The sequence below is a fragment of the Allobosea sp. GW821-FHT09G06 genome, assembly GCF_059416005.1.
On the sequence record NZ_JBWKOI010000001.1, the window covers coordinates 1,433,950 to 1,449,671 of the forward strand.

Sequence of the window (15,722 nt, forward strand, 5' to 3'; positions counted from 1 at the left end):
AACCGGCGCCACTTCGCTTGAAAATGCTCCAGGGCCATCACGCCGCCTGATCGAACAGGGCCGGATCGAGCGTGCCTTCCCATTCGAACTCGACCGGGCCGGTCATCAGGACATGGCCGTCGCGCTCGCGCCATTCGATGGCGAGATCGCCACCGGGCAGGCTGACGGTGGCCTTGCGGGCGGTGAGTTCACGACGCACGCCCGCGACCAGCGCCGCGCAGGCGCCCGAGCCGCAAGCCTGAGTGATGCCGGCGCCGCGCTCCCAGACGCGCAGCACGATGTGGTCGGGCGCCTTCACCGCGGCGAGCTCGATATTGGCGCGATCGGGGAAGATCGGGTGGTTCTCAAGCAGCGAGCCGATCTGCTCGAGATTGTAGGCATAGGGGTCCGCGACGAAGAAGACCGCGTGCGGATTGCCCATGTTGACGGCGCAGGGCGTGTGCAGGATCGGGTTGTCGATCGGCCCGATCTGCAATTCGAAGCGGCTGGTGTCCTCGAAGGGCTCGGCCAGCGGGATCTGGTCCCAGGCGAGGCGCGGGATGCCCATGTCGACGGTGAAGAGCGTCTCCCCCTCCCGCACTGCCGGTAGCAGGCCAGCCTTGGTCTGGAGCGCGAGATGGCTCTTGGTAGCATCGCCCATCTGCGGGTCGGCGATCATCGCCCAGGCGACGCAGCGCGTGCCGTTGCCGCAGGCGCCGGCTTCCGAGCCATCGGTGTTGTAGATGCGCACGAAGGCGTCGGTGCCGGGCGTGATGGCATCGTGCAGAACCATGAGCTGGTCGAAGCGGGCGCGCGGCTCGGAGGCGATGGCGCGGGCTTCCGCCTCGCTGATGAGGTGCTTGCTGCCGCGCAGGTCCAGCACCGTGATCTGGTTGCCGAGCCCGTTCATCTTCAGGAACCGGCGATTGGCCAGAGCGTTCATTTGGTCACACGTCCCGTGAATAAGGGGTCTATGGCCGAGGCGACGTGAAAAAGCCACCCTCGTCCCCGTTCCTGAGACAAGGTGGACATTCTATGTTGCGCCGCAAGGGCGCGAATCGCGTGAAACTCAGGGCCGTGACAATGCGTGATTCTCGGCGGTATTCCCGGATTTGTGCTCTGGCGCTCGCCGGCCTGGCGAGCCTGCCGAGCGGAATGGCTCTCGCTCAGGCGCGCGTCGCACCGCCGACCGCCGTCGAATCGGCGCCGCTTGCCCCGCCGCCCGGCGCCAGCCCAGCCCAGATGCCGTCCGCTCCGGCGCAGACGCCGCCTGCGCCCGTGCCGGATTCCCAGCCGGGGCCGCAGCCGGTCCAGCCGGCTCCGCCGGCGCCGAACCCGGTGGTGCCGCAGCCGGTGCAGCCCGCGCCGACCTTGCCCGGACCGGTCGAGCCACAGCCTGTGCAGCCGCCGCCGACCCTGCCGCCGCCGGGCCAGCCCCTGCCGCCCGTGCAGCAGCAGACCGGCGTGCCCGACCCCAATGCGACGCTCGCCGGCAGGCGCAGCGATTCCAGCGATATCGAGGAGGTCACGCTGGCCGCAAAGCCCGTCCTGCTGCTGTCGGGGCAGGCGAGCTGGGACCAGGGTTTCCAGAGGCTGTCGGAGAGCTTCAACGCCTTGCGTGCCGAGGCCCAAAAGGCGGGTCTGCCGGTTGCCGGTCGGCCTTTGTCGCTCTTTGTCGAGACGACCGATGACGGTTTTCGTTTCGAGGCGATGCTGCCCGTCGCGGTGCCGGCCGGAGGCCCGCCTCCCGCGCTCGGGCCTGGGGTGAAGCTGAGCGCGTCACCGGCTGGGAAGGCGCTGCGCTTCCAGCATATCGCGCCCTATGACGACATCGATTCCACCTACGAGACGATCACGGCCTATCTCGAGGCCAAGAGCATCGCCGTGAAGGACGCTTTCCTGGAAGAGTATGTCAGCGACCTCAAGGACCCCGGCGATCCAAACCTCGAGATCAACGTCTACGTTCAGCCGAAGTAACTTTCCTTGTCATTCCGGGTTCGGCGCGATGCGCCGCCCCGGAATGACAAGGGTCGTCACGCGCTCCAGCTCAAACCCGGCCGCATCGGCCTGAAGCGCTCTTCCGGCAGGCCGGCTTCCGCGAGTGCGGTCTTCAGCGCCTCGGGCGGGCGCTCGACGCCTTCGTCGGTGAGCTGGAAGGTGCCCCAGTGATGGCCGATCGCCTGCTTGGCACCTAGCGCCAGCATGACCTTGACCGCTTCGTCGGGATTCATGTGGTTGTCCGACATGAACCAGCGCGGCTCATAGGCGCCGATCGGCAGCACGGCGAGGTCGAACGGCCCGTGCTGGCTCCCCAGTTCCTGGTACAACGAGCCGTCATGGTAGCCGGTATCGCCGATATGGAAGATCTTCGCGGCCGGTGTTTCCAAGATGTAGGAGCACCACAAGGCCATGCGCCGGTCGAAAGCGCCGCGCGCCGACCAGTGGTAGCTCGGCACCAGCGTCACCGCGACCTTGTCCGAGAGCGTGAGCCGGTCGTTCCAGTCATGCGCTTCGGTGCGGGCATCGGGAATGCGGGCGCGGACGATCGCGTCATTGCCGAGCGGCATGATCATGCGCGGCTGGTCTCTGGCATGCAGCAGCGCCAGCGTCTCGATGTCGAGATGGTCGTAATGGTTATGCGTGACCAGCACAGCGTCGATCTTCGGCAGGTCGGCGAAGGCGACGCCCGGCGCATTCACGCGCTTCGGACCGATGAAGGAGAAGGGGCTGGCGCGTAGCGAATAGACGGGGTCGATCAGCAGGTTGAGGCCGGCCACCTGATACAGGAAGGAGGCATGGCCGAGATGGACGATCCTGATGCCGTTGACGCTGGCGGACGGTTTGTCCTGCGGGGGCGCCTGATAGGCGAGGGGGAAGGCCTCGCGCTCGCGCTTGCCGGTCTGCCAGCGCAGCACATCGGCGAGGCCCTTGGTCACCGGGCGGCCGTCGCTGAAGACGAGCCCGTTGAAATGGTCGCTGACGGGGCCCTGGTAATAGGGATTGCGCGAGCGGGAGATCGCGCCCCAGGCGGCGCCGGTCGAAGCCAGCAGCGCACCGAGGCCGACGAAGGAGAGGAGTTTGCGGCGGGTCATGGTCCAGAACAGGTAGGCCGCCGCAACCTTCCGTCAAGGCTCCGGCGATCTGATCGCCAAGGCGTGAAGCCAGCGCGTCGGCTGGCGGTCATAGCCGGAGCCGGTGTCCTCATCGATCGTCAGGGACTGCCAGCGGGCGTCGTTGCCGAAGGCCGCGCGCAGCTCATCTGATGAGAGATAGTTGAAATAGCGGCCGAGGCCGTCGCGCCCTTCGGCCTCACCGGCCTTGAAGCTGGCATAGAGGACGCCGCCCGGACGCAGGGCACGGTGTATCCGGTCGATGATGCCGGGCAGGGCTGGGCGCGGCGCATGCAGCAGGCAGGCATGCGCCCAGATACCGTCATAGACCGCGACGTCCTCCAGATCCTCGAAGAGCAGGACGCCGACCGGACGGCCGAGGCGCTGCTCGGCTTGCGCCGCCAGTTCCGGTGAGCCGTCCGTCGGCACGACATCGAAGCCGCGCCGCAGCATCTCCTCGCTATCCTGGCCGCCGCCGCAGCCGAGTTCGAGAATCCGGGCGCCGGGCCAGAGCCTGGCCACGAAGGGGTCGATACGGCGGTGCTCGGCCAGCCGGTCGCGGCCGGCATAGGCGCTGGCTTCCTCGGCATAGAAGCCGAGCGTCTGGTCGTCCTTGCTCGACATGATCGGCGTCAGTTGCTGCCGGAGCGGATCGCGACGGTGGCGACGCCGGCCCCGATCAGGAGCGTGCCGCCGGCCTTGTTGAACAGCCCGATTGCGCGCGGATTGCTGACCACGGCCCGTGCCCGCGAGGCGATCAGCGCGTAGCCCATGGCATTGGCGAAGGCGAGGGTGATGAAGGTCGCCTCGAAGATCAGCATCTGAGTCCAGAAATCGCCCCTGGTGTCCAGGAACTGGGGCAGGAAGGCGACGAAGAAGGTGATGCTCTTCGGGTTCAGCGCCGTCACCAGCCAGGCATGGCCGAGCATCTTCCAGCCGGGAGCGGCATCCTCGCGCGGCTTGGCGTCGAGCGTGCCGCCGGCGCGGAAGAGCTTGATGCCGAGCCAGACCAGATAGGCCGCGCCGATCCATTTCAGCGCGGTGAACACCAAAGCGGAGGTGGCGAGCAGGGCGCCGACGCCAAGCATCGAGAGCGTCATCGCGGTGAAATCGCCGAGCGCGACGCCGACGGCGATCGGGAAGGCGGTGCGCCAGCCCTGGCCGAGCGCATAGGAGATGACGAGGAGGATCGTCGGTCCGGGAATGACCAGAAGGGCGGCGGTGGCGGCGGTGAAGGCGATCCAGGCTTCGAAGGTCATGATGGTGATGGCTCCGCTAAAGACCAGAGCCATCACCAGAAGCGGGGGTTTGTAAAGAGCCGAATGAAGCCTTGTCAGACCGGCTCAGCGCGCTCCTTTGAGGAAGTCGCAGAGGCCCTTTTTCACAGCCTCTTCAGGCGCGATCTGGCCGGGCTGGACGGTGAAGGCGATGTCGATGCGGGTGCCGGTCGGCTGCTTGCGGGTCGTCACCTTCAGGATCTGCGGGCGGCCCGAGCCGGTGACCTCCTGCATGGCAGTGATCGTGCCATTCGCCTTGTCGGTGCGGATATCGCCGAAATCGCGATCGGCCTCGATCGCCCGGAGGATCGCAGGCAGCACGGCGGCCGGAGCCTTCTTCGAGAGGTCCCAGGTCTTGTAGGTGATCTGCGAGACCATCGGGACGCCCGACGAGGTGAAATTGGTGGCGCAGGGCTGGGCCTGGGCGCCGCTCAGGCCGGCGAAAGAGGCGGTAGCGGCAATGACGAAAGGAATAAAGGAACGAATGGACATCTGAACGCTCGCTGGGGAGTGACGGATGTCGCTGGTTAGCGAGGCTGCGGAGGCCTGTCACCGTAACCCAGGGTCACGCGCGGCTCGGGATCGGCCGCGACGACGAGCACCCACCAGACACGGTAGCTGGTGCGCGGGTCCTTGGAGAGCGCGATGCCGTAGCGGGTCGCTTCCTTCATGCGCAGGTTCGCGTCGTGGCCCGGCGACTTGCGCCAGCCGTCGAAGGCTTCCTCGACCGAGAAATAGCCGCCGCCGAGATTCTCCGCGGCGCGGACGCTGTCGACGCCTGCGGCATGGATGCGGGCGGTGAAGTCGCCGCCGGCGTCATGCGACAGGGCGTTCTTCGCCACCATGGCATCGGCCTGGCGCTGCGCCATCGCCATCAGGCGCGGGTCCGGCCGGACCGGGCCGAGACCCTGGCTGGCGCGATAGGCGTTGAGGATGCGCCCGGCCTGGGCGGGGTCGAGCGAGACGGCCGCGACCTTCTCGACCATGCGCGGATCGAGTGGGCCTTCGCGACGCGGATCGCCGGCGCAGGCGGCCAGCAGGACGGAGAGGGCCAGCAGGATCGAGGCGGGTTTCAGTGTCATGGGCCGGCACGTTTGCGAATCGGGCCGCAGCGATGCCGCCCGATCAGGGCCTTTCTGGGGCCGCGCGATTTCCGTGACTTAGCTGCGTGCGCCGCCGATCACGCGGCAGAACGCCTTGCGCACATAATCCTCCGGCGCGACCTGTCCGGCCTGGACGACGAAGACCGCATCGACGCGGGTGCCTTTGCCGTTCTTGCGGGCGGTGATCCGCAGGGTCTGCGGACGCCCGGAGCCGGTGGTCTCCTGAATGGCGACGACGGCGCTGGTCGCCTTGTCGATGCGCATGTCGGCGAAGCCCTCGGCCGAAACCGCGGCGCCGAGATCGCTGAGCACGGCCGCGGGCTGGCGGTTGGGGATGAGGTCCCAGGTGCGGTAGCTCAGCCCGGTCATCATCGGCACGCCATCGACCTTGAAGTTGCTGGCGCAGGGCTGGGCCATCGCCGGGGCAAGGCTGGCAAGCACGAGGCCGGCAGCGAGGGGCAGGCTGTGAAGGGCGGAAAAGCGCATCGTCGGTCCCTTGATGATGAATCGAACCGTCCAGCAATGCGTGGAAGAGGGCGGCCGTGCAACCCGAGCGCCATTTTCAGCGCCTGCCTGTCCCCAAAACTTGACTTTCGCCACAGTCTTCCGCTTTAAGACCGCATCCGTTTCGCCGACATCGCCGAAACCACATCCGCCGACCGGGCCGCGCAAGCCGCTTTCATGAGCCCGGAGGTCAACGCCCGACAGCGCGATTGCGCCCTCGGGCGCGAAACCGCTTGGCGATGAGGTCGTGGTGCTGAAGGCTTCCTGAGGCAAGCAGGCAGGTCCGCATGTTCGGCACGCTGAGCGACAGGCTCTCCGGCATCCTCTCGGGGCTGACCCGCAGGGGTTCGCTGACCGAGGAGGACGTCAACGCGGCGCTCCGCGAGGTGCGGCGCGCGCTGCTGGAGGCGGACGTCGCGCTCGAGGTCGTCCGCTCGTTTACGGAGAAGGTGCGCGAGCGCGCCGTCGGCGCCGAGGTGCTGAAGTCGGTCACGCCCGGCCAGCAGGTCATCAAGATCGTCAACGACGTCCTGATCGAGACACTAGGCGGCGAGGGCGAGGGCATCAATTTCGATGCCGTGCCGCCGGTTCCGGTCCTGATGGTCGGCCTTCAGGGTTCCGGTAAGACCACCTCTACGGCCAAGATCGCCAAGCGCCTGACCGAGCGCCACAAGAAGAAGGTGCTGATGGCGTCGCTCGATACGCGACGCCCGGCCGCCATGGAACAGCTCGCCATTCTCGGTCAGCAGGTCGGCGTGCAGACGCTGCCGATCGTCGCCGGCCAGTCGGCCGTGCAGATCGCCAGGCGCGCGGTCGAGGCCGCCCGCCTCGGCGGCTACGACGTCGTGATGCTCGACACCGCCGGCCGCGTGACGCTCGACGACACGCTGATGGCCGAGGTCGCCGAGGTCAAGGCTGCGACGAACCCGCATGAAGTGCTGCTCGTCGCCGACGCGCTGACCGGTCAGGACGCCGTCAACACGGCCCGCGCCTTCGATGCCCGCGTCGGCCTCACCGGCATCGTGCTGACCCGCATGGACGGCGATTCGCGCGGTGGTGCGGCGCTCTCGATGCGCGCCGTCACCGGCAAGCCGATCAAGCTCGTCGGCATCGGCGAGAAGGTCGACGAGCTCGACGAGTTCCACCCGTCGCGCGTCGCCAACCGCATCCTCGGCATGGGCGACATCGTCTCGCTCGTCGAGAAGGCGGCGCAGACGATCGATGCCGAGCAGGCGCAGGCCACCGCTCAGCGCATGGCCAAGGGCCAGTTCGATCTCTCCGACATGCGCGCACAGCTCCAGCAGATGGAAAAGATGGGTGGCATCGGCGGCGTGATGGGCATGCTACCCGGCATGAAGCAGGCCCAGTCACAGCTCGCCAATGCCGGCGTCGGCGACAAGATGTTCAAGAGCATGATCGCCGCGATCGATTCGATGACGGCGGCCGAGCGCAAGAATCCCGACCTGCTCAAGAACAGCCGCAAGAAGCGCATCGCCGCCGGCTCCGGCACCACGGCCGAGCAGATCAACAAGCTGCTCAAGATGCATCGCGGCATGGCCGATGCCATGAAGATGATGGCCAAGCAGAAGGGCGGCATGCTCGGTAAGCTCGGTTCGATGTTCGGGCTCGGCGGCGGCCTGCCGGCCGGCATGCCCGATCCCTCGAAGATGGATCCGGCGCAGCTCGCGGAATTGCAGAAGCAGCTCGGCGCGGGCGGCGGCCTGCCGTCGATGCCGCCGGGCGGCTTCCCCGGCCTGCCGAAGGGCGTGACCCCGCCGGCCGGGATGATGCCGAAGCTGCCGGGCCTTGGCGGCAGCGGCCTGCCCGGTCTGGGTAACCCGTTCGGGGGCAAGAAGAAGTGATTCCCGTTCTGGAAACAGAGCGGTTGTGGCTGCGCGGCTGGACGGCCGCCGATTTCGACGTGCTCGTCGATTTCTACGCCGACGAGGACCTGACCCGCTATGTCGGCGGCACCAGCGACCGCTGGGACGGATGGCGCCGCTTCTCCGCCATGGCCGGCCATTGGGCGCTGCGCGGCCACGGCCTCTGGGCGCTGGAGGCGAAGGACGACCGCCGGCTCGTCGGCTGGTGCGGTCTGCTCTCGCCGGAAGGCTGGCCCGAGCCGGAGATCGGCTGGAGCCTGTTCGCAGGCGAGCATGGTCGTGGCTATGCGACCGAGGCTGCGCTGCGCGCCCGTGACTATGCCTATCGCGACTTGGGATGGACCACACTGATGAGCCTGGTCCATCCCGACAACCGACCCTCGATCCGCGTCGCCGAACGTCTCGGCGCGCGCTTCGAGAAACCCTTCGTGATCCGTGGCACCGAGGTCGGCATCTACCGGCATCCGGCGGCTACGTCTGCGAAACACTGAAACTGAAACCAAACCTGACCGGAGAAGACCCATGTCCCTCAAGATTCGCCTGACCCGCGGCGGCGCCAAGAAGCGCCCCTACTACCGCATCGTCGTCGCCGACTCGCGCTCGCCGCGCGATGGCCGCTTCATCGAGAAGATCGGCTCCTATGACCCGATGAAGGCCAAGGACGCCGCCGACCGCGTCGTGCTCGACATCGAGAAGGTCCAGGCCTGGCTCGCCAAGGGCGCCCAGCCGACCGACCGCGTGCTGCGCTTCCTCGACGCCGCCGGCCTCGTCAAGCGCGCTGCCCGCAACAACCCGAACAAGGCTGTTCCCGGCGAGAAGGCCAAGGAGCGCGCCGAGAAGAAGGCCGAGAAGGCCGCTGCTCCGGCCGCTGAAGAAGCCGCCGAGGCGTGAGCCTGATCGTCCGCACGTCGGTCTCGGGCGAGGCGCAGCCTCGGCCCGAGGGTTTTCTCAAGGAGATGTCCGGCTCAAGGCCGGGCATGGCGTGCTGACATGAGCGACCTCATCCTGCTCGGTATCGTCGGCGCGCCGCATGGCGTGCGCGGCGAGGTCAGGATCAAGACCTTCACCGGCGATCCCCTCGGGATCGCCGGTTACGGCCCGCTGACCGACGGCAAGGGCCGCAGCTTCGAGATCACCGATATCCGCCCGGCCAAGGAAGTGGTCGTCGCCCGGCTCAAGGACGTGACGACGCGCGAGCAGGCCGAGGCGCTGAACGGGACCGAACTCTTCGTCGCCCGCGACAAGCTCTCGGCGGATGCCGATGAAGACGAGTTCCTGCATGCCGACCTGATCGGCTGCAGTGTCGTCGGGCCTGATGGAGCGGTGCTCGGCACCGTCACCATGGTCGAGAATTACGGGGCCGGCGACCTGCTCGATATCAAGACGCCGGACGGGCGCTTCGTCCTGATGCCCTTCACCAAGGCCTTCGCGCCGCGCATCGACATCGCCGCGCGCCGGATCGAGGCCGAGCCCCCCTTGGGATTGTTCGAGCCCGACGATGACAAGCAATAGGCCGGCCCGCGCGCTGATCTTCGACATGGACGGCACCATCGTCGACAACATGCGCTTCCATGACGATGCCTGGGAGAGCTGGCACGTCAGCAACAACCTGCCGTTCGACCGCGAGACCTTTTCGGCCCGCACCGCCGGCATGGCGCTGGGCGAGATCGTCGGCCCCTATTTCCCGAATGCGACCGCCGACGAGATCGCCGCGATGGGCGATGCCAAGGAAGCGCTTTATCGCGAGGCCTATCGCCCGCATGTCGCGGCGACCGCCGGCCTGCTCGATCTGATGGCACGCGCCGATGCGGCTGGCGTGCCGATGGCGGTCGGCACCGCCGCGCCGCCTGACAATATCGAGGTGGTGCTCGATGCGCTGGACCTGCGCCGGCGCTTCTCGACGATCGTCTCGCCGAGCCAGGGTTTTCGCGGCAAACCGCATCCCGACATGTTCCTGGCCGCAGCCGAGCGCATGAAGGTCGATCCGGCCGATTGCATCGTCTTCGAGGATGCGCCACTCGGCGTCGAGGCGGCACGCCGCGCCGGCATGCGGGCTGTGGCGCTGCTCACCCTGCTCGGACCCGAGGGCTTTGCGGCTTACGACAACCTGATCGCCTCGGCTCCGGACTTCACCGCGCTGGACGGTTTGCCTGCGCTGCGCTTTGCTTGAAGGCATGTCCTTCCGCGCCTCGATCCTGACGCTCTATCCGGAGATGTTCCCGGGGCCGCTCGGCATCTCGCTGGCGGGCGAGGGGCTGCGCAAGGGGCTGTGGTCGCTCGATAGCCATCAGATCCGCGAGCACGGCATCGGCCGTCATCGCAATGTCGACGACAACCCGGCCGGCGGCGGCGCCGGCATGGTGCTGCGCTGCGACGTGCTCGCCGCGGCGATCGATGCAGCGGTGCCGGCGGATGATGCGCGTCCGCGCCTGCTGATGTCGCCGCGCGGGCGGCCGCTCAAGCAGGAACAGGTGCGAGACTGGGCTGAAGGGCCCGGCCTCGTCATCGTCTGCGGGCGGTTCGAGGGCGTCGATGAGCGGGTGATCGAAGGGCGCAACCTGATCGAGGTCTCGATCGGCGACTACATCCTCTCCGGCGGCGAGATGGCGGCGCTGACGCTGCTCGATGCTTGCGTGCGGCTCATTCCTGGCGTGATGGGCAAGGTCGCCTCGGGCGAGGACGAGAGCTTCGAGAACGGCTTGCTCGAATACCCGCATTATACCCGCCCGCGTGAATGGGAGGGCAGGGGCCTGCCGGACGCGCTGCTCTCCGGTGACCACGCCCGCATCGCGAAATGGCGGCGGGCGGAGGCGGAGCGTATTACGCGGGCGCGACGGCCGGATTTGTTGAAGGCGCGCGGCGAGGACTGAGACGTGCCGTCATTCTCGGGCGGAGCGCAGCGCAGACCCGAGAATCTCTTCGCCGGAGGAGGCGCCTTTTTCTGCAGGATATGCTCGGGTCAAGCCCGAGCATGACGGCTGTTCTTTATGGGTAAGCCGAAACCGGCAGCTTCTCCGCCAGCCAGCCACCCGGCCCAAGCACCCCTCCACGCACGCCCGCGAGATCGCGCCAGCCGCGCCCGGCGAGCTTCTGCGCGACGGCGACCGCCTGCGCGCCTGTCCGGTCGATCAGGACGATGCGCTTGCCGGGATGGTCGAGGCGCAAGCCCGCGATCCTGACCTCGAAGGCCGGTGCATCGACATCCAGCGCGAGAGCGCCCTGCGGCAGGCCGGTATCGGCCCATTCCTGCGCCCCGCGGATATCGACCAGCAGGATGCGCTTCGCCAGCGCCGCCTCATGGGCCTCGCGCGGTGAAAGCGTTGCTGCCGATTGCCCGAAAACGAAAGAGGCCGGGAGCATGAAGCTCCCGGCCAGAACGATCCGGCGCGTTGCGGCGCCTTTGGTCATCGTGCTCAGCGCAGCTCGGCGCAGAAGCGCTGGATGCGGCGGCAAGCCTCTTCCAGCTTCTCGTCCGAGGTGGCGTAGGAGATGCGGAAGTTCGGGCCGAGGCCGAAGGACGAGCCGTGGACGGCCGCGACCGCTTCCGTCTCCAGCAGGCCCATGACGAGGTCTTCGTCGGTCTCGATCTTCTTGCCGTTCGGCAGGGTCTTGCCGATCAGGGCCGAGCAGTCGGGATAGACGTAGAAGGCGCCTTCCGGCACCGGGCACTTCAGGCCGCGGGTCTGGTTCAGCATGGAAACGACGAGGTCGCGGCGACGCTCGAACGCCTTCTTGAAGACCGGGATATGCTCCTGCGTGCCATCGAGCGCCTCGACCGCGGCCCATTGCGAGATCGCCGAGGTGCCCGAGGTCTGCTGGCCCTGCACGAGGTCCATGGCGTTGATCAGAGCTTGCGGGCCGGCGGCGTAGCCGATGCGCCAGCCGGTCATGGCATAGGACTTCGAGACGCCGTTCATGGTCAGCGTGCGCTCGTAGAGGGCGGGCTCGACCTGCGCCGGGGTGACGAACTGGAAATCGCCATAGACGAGGTGCTCGTACATGTCGTCGGTGAGGATCCAGACATGCGGATGGCGCATCAGCACATCCGTGAGCTTCTTCATCTCGGCATGGCTATAGGCGGCGCCCGAGGGGTTCGACGGCGAGTTCAGGATCACCCACTTGGTCTTCGGGGTGATGGCCTTCTCGAGGTCCTCGGGCTGCAGCTTGAAGTCGTTCTTGAGATAGGTCTCGGCGAAGGTCGGGGTGCCCCCGCAGAGCGCGACCATCTCGGGATAGGAGACCCAGTAGGGCGAGACGCAGATGACCTCGTCGCCCGGGTTCAGCGTGGCGAGCAGGGCGTTGTAGATGACGTGCTTGCCGCCGGTCGAGACGATGGTCTGGCTCGCCTTGTAGTCCAGGCCGTTCTCGCGCTTGAACTTGCGGGCGACGGCCTCGCGCAGTTGCGGGATGCCGGAGACCGGGGTGTACTTGGTCTCGCCGCGCTGGATCGCGGAGATCGCCGCTGCCTTGATATTGTCCGGTGTGTCGAAATCGGGCTCGCCGACGGAGAGCGAGATCACGTCCTTGCCCTGGGCTTTCAGGTCGCGGGCCTTCTGCGTGATCGTGATGGTCGCGGACGGCTTCACGCGCTTCAGGGCATCGGCAAGAAAGGCCATGGGACTGATCTCCGGAGGAGGCGGACGGATGAGCGCCGGAAAGGGCGCGCGCGTGGTTTATGACTCACGGGCCATGATCGCAAGCGCAACTGATTGATGTCTGGCAGAAACGTCATGAATTGTGAGCGGTTTGCCCCTGCGGCCCGGACATGCGAAGGCCGGTTCATGACGAACGCTGCCGGTCCGATCGCAATCTATGTCGATGCCGATGCCTGTCCGGTGAAGGACGAGGTCTATCGCGTCGCCGGGCGGCATCGCCTGCATGTCTTCGTCGTCGCCAACAGCTTCCTCAATGTGCCGCGCGAGCCCTGGATCGAACGGGTCACAGTGCCCGGCAATTTCGATGCGGCCGATGACTGGATCGCCGAGCGGGTCTCGCGCGGTTCGATCGTGATCACGGCTGACATCCCGTTGGCGGATCGCTGCATCAAGGCCGGTGCCGACGTGATCGGGCCGACCGGCAAGCCCTTCACCGAGGCCTCGATCGGCATGGCGCTGGCGACGCGCGACATGATGGAGGACCTGCGCGCGATGGGCACCGTGCAGGGCGGGCCGAAGCCGTTCTCGCAGAAGGACCGCTCGGCCTTCCTTCAGGCGCTCGATCTTGCGATCCAGCGGCTGAAGCGGGCAGGGCTCAGTGGGTAGCTCGTCCCGTACAGGACAGGCTCGTCCGAACCGTAACGGTCCGCGTCTGCCGCAGGTCGGTCGAGGCTGACTGCGCCTTAGGTGCTGCTGGACGCATGGCGCCTTTGCCCGTAAATCTCGCCGCAAAGCAGGCTCGCCAATTCAGGCGGGCGCCCGGGAGGAAGTCCATGTCGTTGACCCGCCGTTCCACGCTCGGCCTGATGGCCGGCGCCGTCTTCGCTCCGTCGATCGTCCGCGCGCAGAGCTTCCCGAGCAAGGTCATCACCCTGGTCGTGCCGTATCCGGCGGGAGGGCCGACCGACGCCATCGCGCGCTTCGTGGCGCAGGATCTCTCGGCCGCCTTCGGGCATAATGTCGTGGTCGACAACCGGGCCGGCGCCTCGGGCGCCGTCGGCACCCGCGCCGTCGCCCATGCGGCGCCGGACGGCTACACCATCGTGTTCGGCAACAACCAGACGCATGGCAACAACATGTTCCTGCTGAAGGAGCCGGGCTACGACGCGGTCAAGGATTTCGCGCCGCTCGCCGGCGTCGGCGCCTTCGAGCACGCCTTCGTCGTGCGCAACGGCCTGCCGGTGAAGAACATCCAGGAGCTGATCGCGCTCGCCAAGGCCGATCCGGGCAAGCTCAATTACGGCTCGACCGGCGTCGGCTCCGGCTCGCATCTTGCCATGGAGCTGTTCATGCAGCGCACCGGCATCAAGATGACGCATGTGCCCTTCCGCGGCGCGGCGCCGCTGGTGCAGGAGATCATCGGCGACCGCATCGACATCGCCAACTCGACGCTGCCGAGCGTGCTGGAGCAGATCAATGCCGGCACGCTGCGTGCGCTCGCTCTTGCCAGCCCCGAGCGCAACCCGCGCGCCAAGGACATCCCGACGTTGCGCGAGCAGGGCGTGAGCAATGCCGACGCCGATTCCTGGGCGGCCTTCTTCGCCCCGGTGAAGACGCCGGACGACGTGCTCGACAAGCTGTCGAAGGCGGTCATCGCGTCGCTCAACAAGCCCGAGACCCGCGAGGCGATCCTGAAGCTCGGCTTCACGCTGAAGGTGCGCGATCCCGCAGCGTTCAAGCCCTATCACGCCCAGGAAATCGCGACCTGGAAGCAGATCATTGCTGATGCCGGCGTGAAGCCGGAATAGGGATCGGAAACTACTGATATTCCTTCAGCCCTCATCCTGAGGAGCCGCGTAGCGGCGTCTCGAAGGATGCTCCAGATGGTTCCGGAGCCTGCTGGAACATCCTTCGAGACGCAGCCTTCTGCTGCTCCTCAGGATGAGGGCTGAGATTATCCGATCGTCTCACTTCGTCGTGAGTTGGCCGCAACGGCTTGGTGATCGGCAGCGTTCCCCTCTATCTCCGGTCAGGAGCCGGATGGAGCGAGGAGAGCGTGATGCTGCGATTGGGTCTGGTGGGTTTGCTCGGAACGGTGCTGGCGCTCGCGAGCCCGGCGCTGCCGGCATCGGCCCAGAAGCGCTATCCCTCCAGCGCCGGCGAGCTTTCGGTCGAGACCGTGGCGAGCGGGCTGGAAAACCCGTGGGGCCTCGCGTTCCTGCCGGATGGGCGCATGCTGGTCACAGAGCGGCCGGGCCGGCTGCGGCTGGTCGAGAAAGACGGCAAGCTCTCGCGGCCGATCAACGGGGTGCCGAGCGTTACGGCACGCGGACAGGGTGGCTTGCTCGGCATCGCGCTCGATCCGGGTTTCGCGCAGAACCGCCTCGTCTACCTCTCCTTTTCCGAGCCGCGCTCCGGCGGCAGCGGCACTAGCGTTGCGCGCGGGCGCCTGAACGAGCAGGGCACGGCGCTGACGGCCGTCGAGGTGATCTTTCGGCAATTGCCGGCGATCAATTCCAACCTGCATTTCGGTTCGCGGCTTGTCTTCGACCGGACGGGGGCGCTCTTCGTCACGGTGGGGGACCGCTACAGCCAGCGCGATCAGGCGCAGAACCCTGCCAACCATCTCGGCAAGGTCATCCGCATCCGACCGGATGGCGCGACGCCGGCCGACAATCCGAAGAAGGATGGCTGGGCGCCGGAGATCTGGTCGATCGGCCACCGCAACGTGCAGGGCGCGGCGCTGCATCCCGATACCGGGCAGCTCTGGACAGCCGAGCATGCGGCGCGCGGCGGCGACGAGGTCAACACGCCCAAGGCCGGGCTGAACTATGGCTGGCCGGTCATCACCTATGGCGTCGATTATTCCGGCGCGAAGATCGGCGAGGGCACGGCGAAGCCCGGCATGGAGCAGCCGCTGTTCTACTGGGACCCGTCGATCGCGCCGTCCGGGGCCGCCTTCCATACCGGCGCGGCCTGGCCGGCCTGGAAGAACTCGCTCTTCGTCGGAGCGCTGGCCGGGCAGATGCTGGTCAGGCTCTCGACGCAAGGCGAGAAGGTGACTGGGGAGGAGCGCTTGCTGACTGATATCGGCGCGCGCATCCGCGACGTCGTGCAGGGGCCGGACGGCTTTCTCTACCTGCTCAGCGACGATGCCGACGGGAAGGTGCTGCGGGTGAGGCCGGCCAAGTGAGGCGGGCTCGTCATGCTCGGGCTTGACCCGAGCATCTCAGGACGAGGAGGGGCTCCATTCTGCCAGAGATTCTCGGGT

At 67.3% G+C, this 15,722-nt stretch carries 19 protein-coding genes; 10 read left to right on the forward strand and 9 right to left on the reverse strand.

Features of this window, described 5'->3' with window-relative positions; genetic code table 11:
* Positions 1-37 precede the first annotated feature (37 nt).
* Positions 38-922, reverse strand: coding sequence for a diaminopimelate epimerase (gene dapF / locus AC07NY_RS07000; RefSeq protein ID WP_494582774.1), 885 nt, complete (start codon positions 920-922; stop codon positions 38-40).
* A gap of 212 nt (positions 923-1,134) precedes the next feature.
* Here dapF and AC07NY_RS07005 point away from each other — a divergent pair, with 212 nt between their 5' ends.
* Positions 1,135-1,956, forward strand: coding sequence for a GyrI-like domain-containing protein (locus AC07NY_RS07005; protein WP_494582775.1), 822 nt, complete (start codon positions 1,135-1,137; stop codon positions 1,954-1,956).
* A 56-nt stretch (positions 1,957-2,012) separates the two neighbouring features.
* Here AC07NY_RS07005 and AC07NY_RS07010 read toward each other — a convergent pair whose 3' ends face one another.
* From AC07NY_RS07010 to AC07NY_RS07035, 6 genes are all read right to left on the reverse strand, one after another.
* Positions 2,013-3,071 carry an MBL fold metallo-hydrolase gene (locus AC07NY_RS07010; RefSeq protein WP_494582777.1) on the reverse strand — a complete coding sequence of 353 codons (1,059 nt, stop codon included), beginning with the start codon at positions 3,069-3,071 and terminating at the stop codon, positions 2,013-2,015.
* Positions 3,072-3,104: 33 nt separating this feature from the next.
* Positions 3,105-3,713: a class I SAM-dependent methyltransferase gene (locus AC07NY_RS07015; RefSeq protein ID WP_494582779.1), complete on the reverse strand. Its 609-nt coding sequence runs from the start codon at positions 3,711-3,713 to the stop codon at positions 3,105-3,107.
* Positions 3,714-3,721: 8 nt separating this feature from the next.
* Positions 3,722-4,348 carry a LysE family translocator gene (locus AC07NY_RS07020; protein ID WP_494582780.1) on the reverse strand — a complete coding sequence of 209 codons (627 nt, stop codon included), beginning with the start codon at positions 4,346-4,348 and terminating at the stop codon, positions 3,722-3,724.
* An 84-nt stretch (positions 4,349-4,432) separates the two neighbouring features.
* Positions 4,433-4,858: a hypothetical protein gene (locus AC07NY_RS07025; protein ID WP_494582782.1), complete on the reverse strand. Its 426-nt coding sequence runs from the start codon at positions 4,856-4,858 to the stop codon at positions 4,433-4,435.
* Positions 4,859-4,893: 35 nt separating this feature from the next.
* Entirely contained in the window at positions 4,894-5,448 is a 555-nt protein-coding gene (locus AC07NY_RS07030; protein WP_494582784.1) for a CAP domain-containing protein, read from the reverse strand.
* Between the two features lie 78 nt (positions 5,449-5,526).
* Positions 5,527-5,955, reverse strand: coding sequence for a hypothetical protein (locus AC07NY_RS07035; RefSeq protein WP_494582785.1), 429 nt, complete (start codon positions 5,953-5,955; stop codon positions 5,527-5,529).
* A 305-nt stretch (positions 5,956-6,260) separates the two neighbouring features.
* Here AC07NY_RS07035 and ffh point away from each other — a divergent pair, with 305 nt between their 5' ends.
* From ffh to trmD, 6 genes are all read left to right on the forward strand, one after another.
* Positions 6,261-7,835 carry a signal recognition particle protein gene (ffh, locus tag AC07NY_RS07040; protein ID WP_494582787.1) on the forward strand — a complete coding sequence of 525 codons (1,575 nt, stop codon included), beginning with the start codon at positions 6,261-6,263 and terminating at the stop codon, positions 7,833-7,835.
* On the forward strand, positions 7,832-8,347 hold the full coding sequence (locus AC07NY_RS07045; RefSeq protein ID WP_494582789.1) for a GNAT family N-acetyltransferase: 516 nt from the start codon (positions 7,832-7,834) through the stop codon (positions 8,345-8,347). Before ffh ends, AC07NY_RS07045 begins: the two co-directional genes overlap by 4 nt.
* 31 nt (positions 8,348-8,378) lie before the next feature.
* Entirely contained in the window at positions 8,379-8,747 is a 369-nt protein-coding gene (rpsP, locus tag AC07NY_RS07050; protein ID WP_257731397.1) for a 30S ribosomal protein S16, read from the forward strand.
* A gap of 99 nt (positions 8,748-8,846) precedes the next feature.
* Positions 8,847-9,368 (forward strand): ribosome maturation factor RimM, encoded by a 522-nt coding sequence (gene rimM / locus AC07NY_RS07055; protein WP_492288061.1) that lies wholly within the window; start codon positions 8,847-8,849, stop codon positions 9,366-9,368.
* Complete coding sequence (locus tag AC07NY_RS07060; protein WP_494582792.1) at positions 9,355-10,026, forward strand: HAD family hydrolase; 672 nt, start codon at positions 9,355-9,357, stop codon at positions 10,024-10,026. The genes rimM and AC07NY_RS07060 overlap by 14 nt, the downstream gene beginning before the upstream one ends.
* A 4-nt stretch (positions 10,027-10,030) precedes the next feature.
* Complete coding sequence (trmD, locus tag AC07NY_RS07065) at positions 10,031-10,726, forward strand: tRNA (guanosine(37)-N1)-methyltransferase TrmD (protein WP_494582793.1); 696 nt, start codon at positions 10,031-10,033, stop codon at positions 10,724-10,726.
* 115 nt (positions 10,727-10,841) lie between these two features.
* Here the strand turns inward: trmD and AC07NY_RS07070 are convergent, their stop codons facing one another.
* The gene (locus tag AC07NY_RS07070; protein ID WP_494582795.1) at positions 10,842-11,216 is read right to left on the reverse strand and encodes a rhodanese-like domain-containing protein; all 375 of its coding nucleotides are present in this window, start codon (positions 11,214-11,216) and stop codon (positions 10,842-10,844) included.
* 53 nt (positions 11,217-11,269) lie between these two features.
* Entirely contained in the window at positions 11,270-12,472 is a 1,203-nt protein-coding gene (locus tag AC07NY_RS07075; protein WP_494582797.1) for a pyridoxal phosphate-dependent aminotransferase, read from the reverse strand.
* Positions 12,473-12,637: 165 nt separating this feature from the next.
* Between AC07NY_RS07075 and AC07NY_RS07080 the strand changes: the two genes are divergently transcribed.
* From AC07NY_RS07080 to AC07NY_RS07090, 3 genes are all read left to right on the forward strand, one after another.
* Entirely contained in the window at positions 12,638-13,117 is a 480-nt protein-coding gene (locus AC07NY_RS07080; protein ID WP_494582798.1) for a YaiI/YqxD family protein, read from the forward strand.
* A gap of 167 nt (positions 13,118-13,284) precedes the next feature.
* A complete protein-coding gene (locus tag AC07NY_RS07085; protein ID WP_494582799.1) occupies positions 13,285-14,259 on the forward strand; it encodes a Bug family tripartite tricarboxylate transporter substrate binding protein in 975 nt (324 codons plus the stop codon).
* Between the two features lie 251 nt (positions 14,260-14,510).
* Entirely contained in the window at positions 14,511-15,644 is a 1,134-nt protein-coding gene (locus AC07NY_RS07090; RefSeq protein WP_494582801.1) for a PQQ-dependent sugar dehydrogenase, read from the forward strand.
* Positions 15,645-15,722: the final 78 nt, after the last annotated feature.

Coding starts and splice junctions, on each gene's coding strand:
- rimM (WP_492288061.1), top strand. CDS start 8,847: ATGAGCGACCTCATCCTGCTCGGTATCGTCGGCGCGCCGCATGGCGTG.
- AC07NY_RS07060 (WP_494582792.1), top strand. CDS start 9,355: ATGACAAGCAATAGGCCGGCCCGCGCGCTGATCTTCGACATGGACGGC.
- AC07NY_RS07085 (WP_494582799.1), top strand. CDS start 13,285: ATGTCGTTGACCCGCCGTTCCACGCTCGGCCTGATGGCCGGCGCCGTC.
- AC07NY_RS07075 (WP_494582797.1), bottom strand. CDS start 12,472: ATGGCCTTTCTTGCCGATGCCCTGAAGCGCGTGAAGCCGTCCGCGACC.
- dapF (WP_494582774.1), bottom strand. CDS start 922: ATGAACGCTCTGGCCAATCGCCGGTTCCTGAAGATGAACGGGCTCGGC.
- AC07NY_RS07080 (WP_494582798.1), top strand. CDS start 12,638: ATGACGAACGCTGCCGGTCCGATCGCAATCTATGTCGATGCCGATGCC.
- AC07NY_RS07020 (WP_494582780.1), bottom strand. CDS start 4,348: ATGACCTTCGAAGCCTGGATCGCCTTCACCGCCGCCACCGCCGCCCTT.
- AC07NY_RS07005 (WP_494582775.1), top strand. CDS start 1,135: ATGGCTCTCGCTCAGGCGCGCGTCGCACCGCCGACCGCCGTCGAATCG.
- AC07NY_RS07090 (WP_494582801.1), top strand. CDS start 14,511: ATGCTGCGATTGGGTCTGGTGGGTTTGCTCGGAACGGTGCTGGCGCTC.
- AC07NY_RS07035 (WP_494582785.1), bottom strand. CDS start 5,955: ATGCGCTTTTCCGCCCTTCACAGCCTGCCCCTCGCTGCCGGCCTCGTG.
- AC07NY_RS07030 (WP_494582784.1), bottom strand. CDS start 5,448: ATGACACTGAAACCCGCCTCGATCCTGCTGGCCCTCTCCGTCCTGCTG.
- rpsP (WP_257731397.1), top strand. CDS start 8,379: ATGTCCCTCAAGATTCGCCTGACCCGCGGCGGCGCCAAGAAGCGCCCC.
- AC07NY_RS07025 (WP_494582782.1), bottom strand. CDS start 4,858: ATGTCCATTCGTTCCTTTATTCCTTTCGTCATTGCCGCTACCGCCTCT.
- ffh (WP_494582787.1), top strand. CDS start 6,261: ATGTTCGGCACGCTGAGCGACAGGCTCTCCGGCATCCTCTCGGGGCTG.
- trmD (WP_494582793.1), top strand. CDS start 10,031: ATGTCCTTCCGCGCCTCGATCCTGACGCTCTATCCGGAGATGTTCCCG.
- AC07NY_RS07010 (WP_494582777.1), bottom strand. CDS start 3,071: ATGACCCGCCGCAAACTCCTCTCCTTCGTCGGCCTCGGTGCGCTGCTG.
- AC07NY_RS07015 (WP_494582779.1), bottom strand. CDS start 3,713: ATGTCGAGCAAGGACGACCAGACGCTCGGCTTCTATGCCGAGGAAGCC.
- AC07NY_RS07070 (WP_494582795.1), bottom strand. CDS start 11,216: ATGCTCCCGGCCTCTTTCGTTTTCGGGCAATCGGCAGCAACGCTTTCA.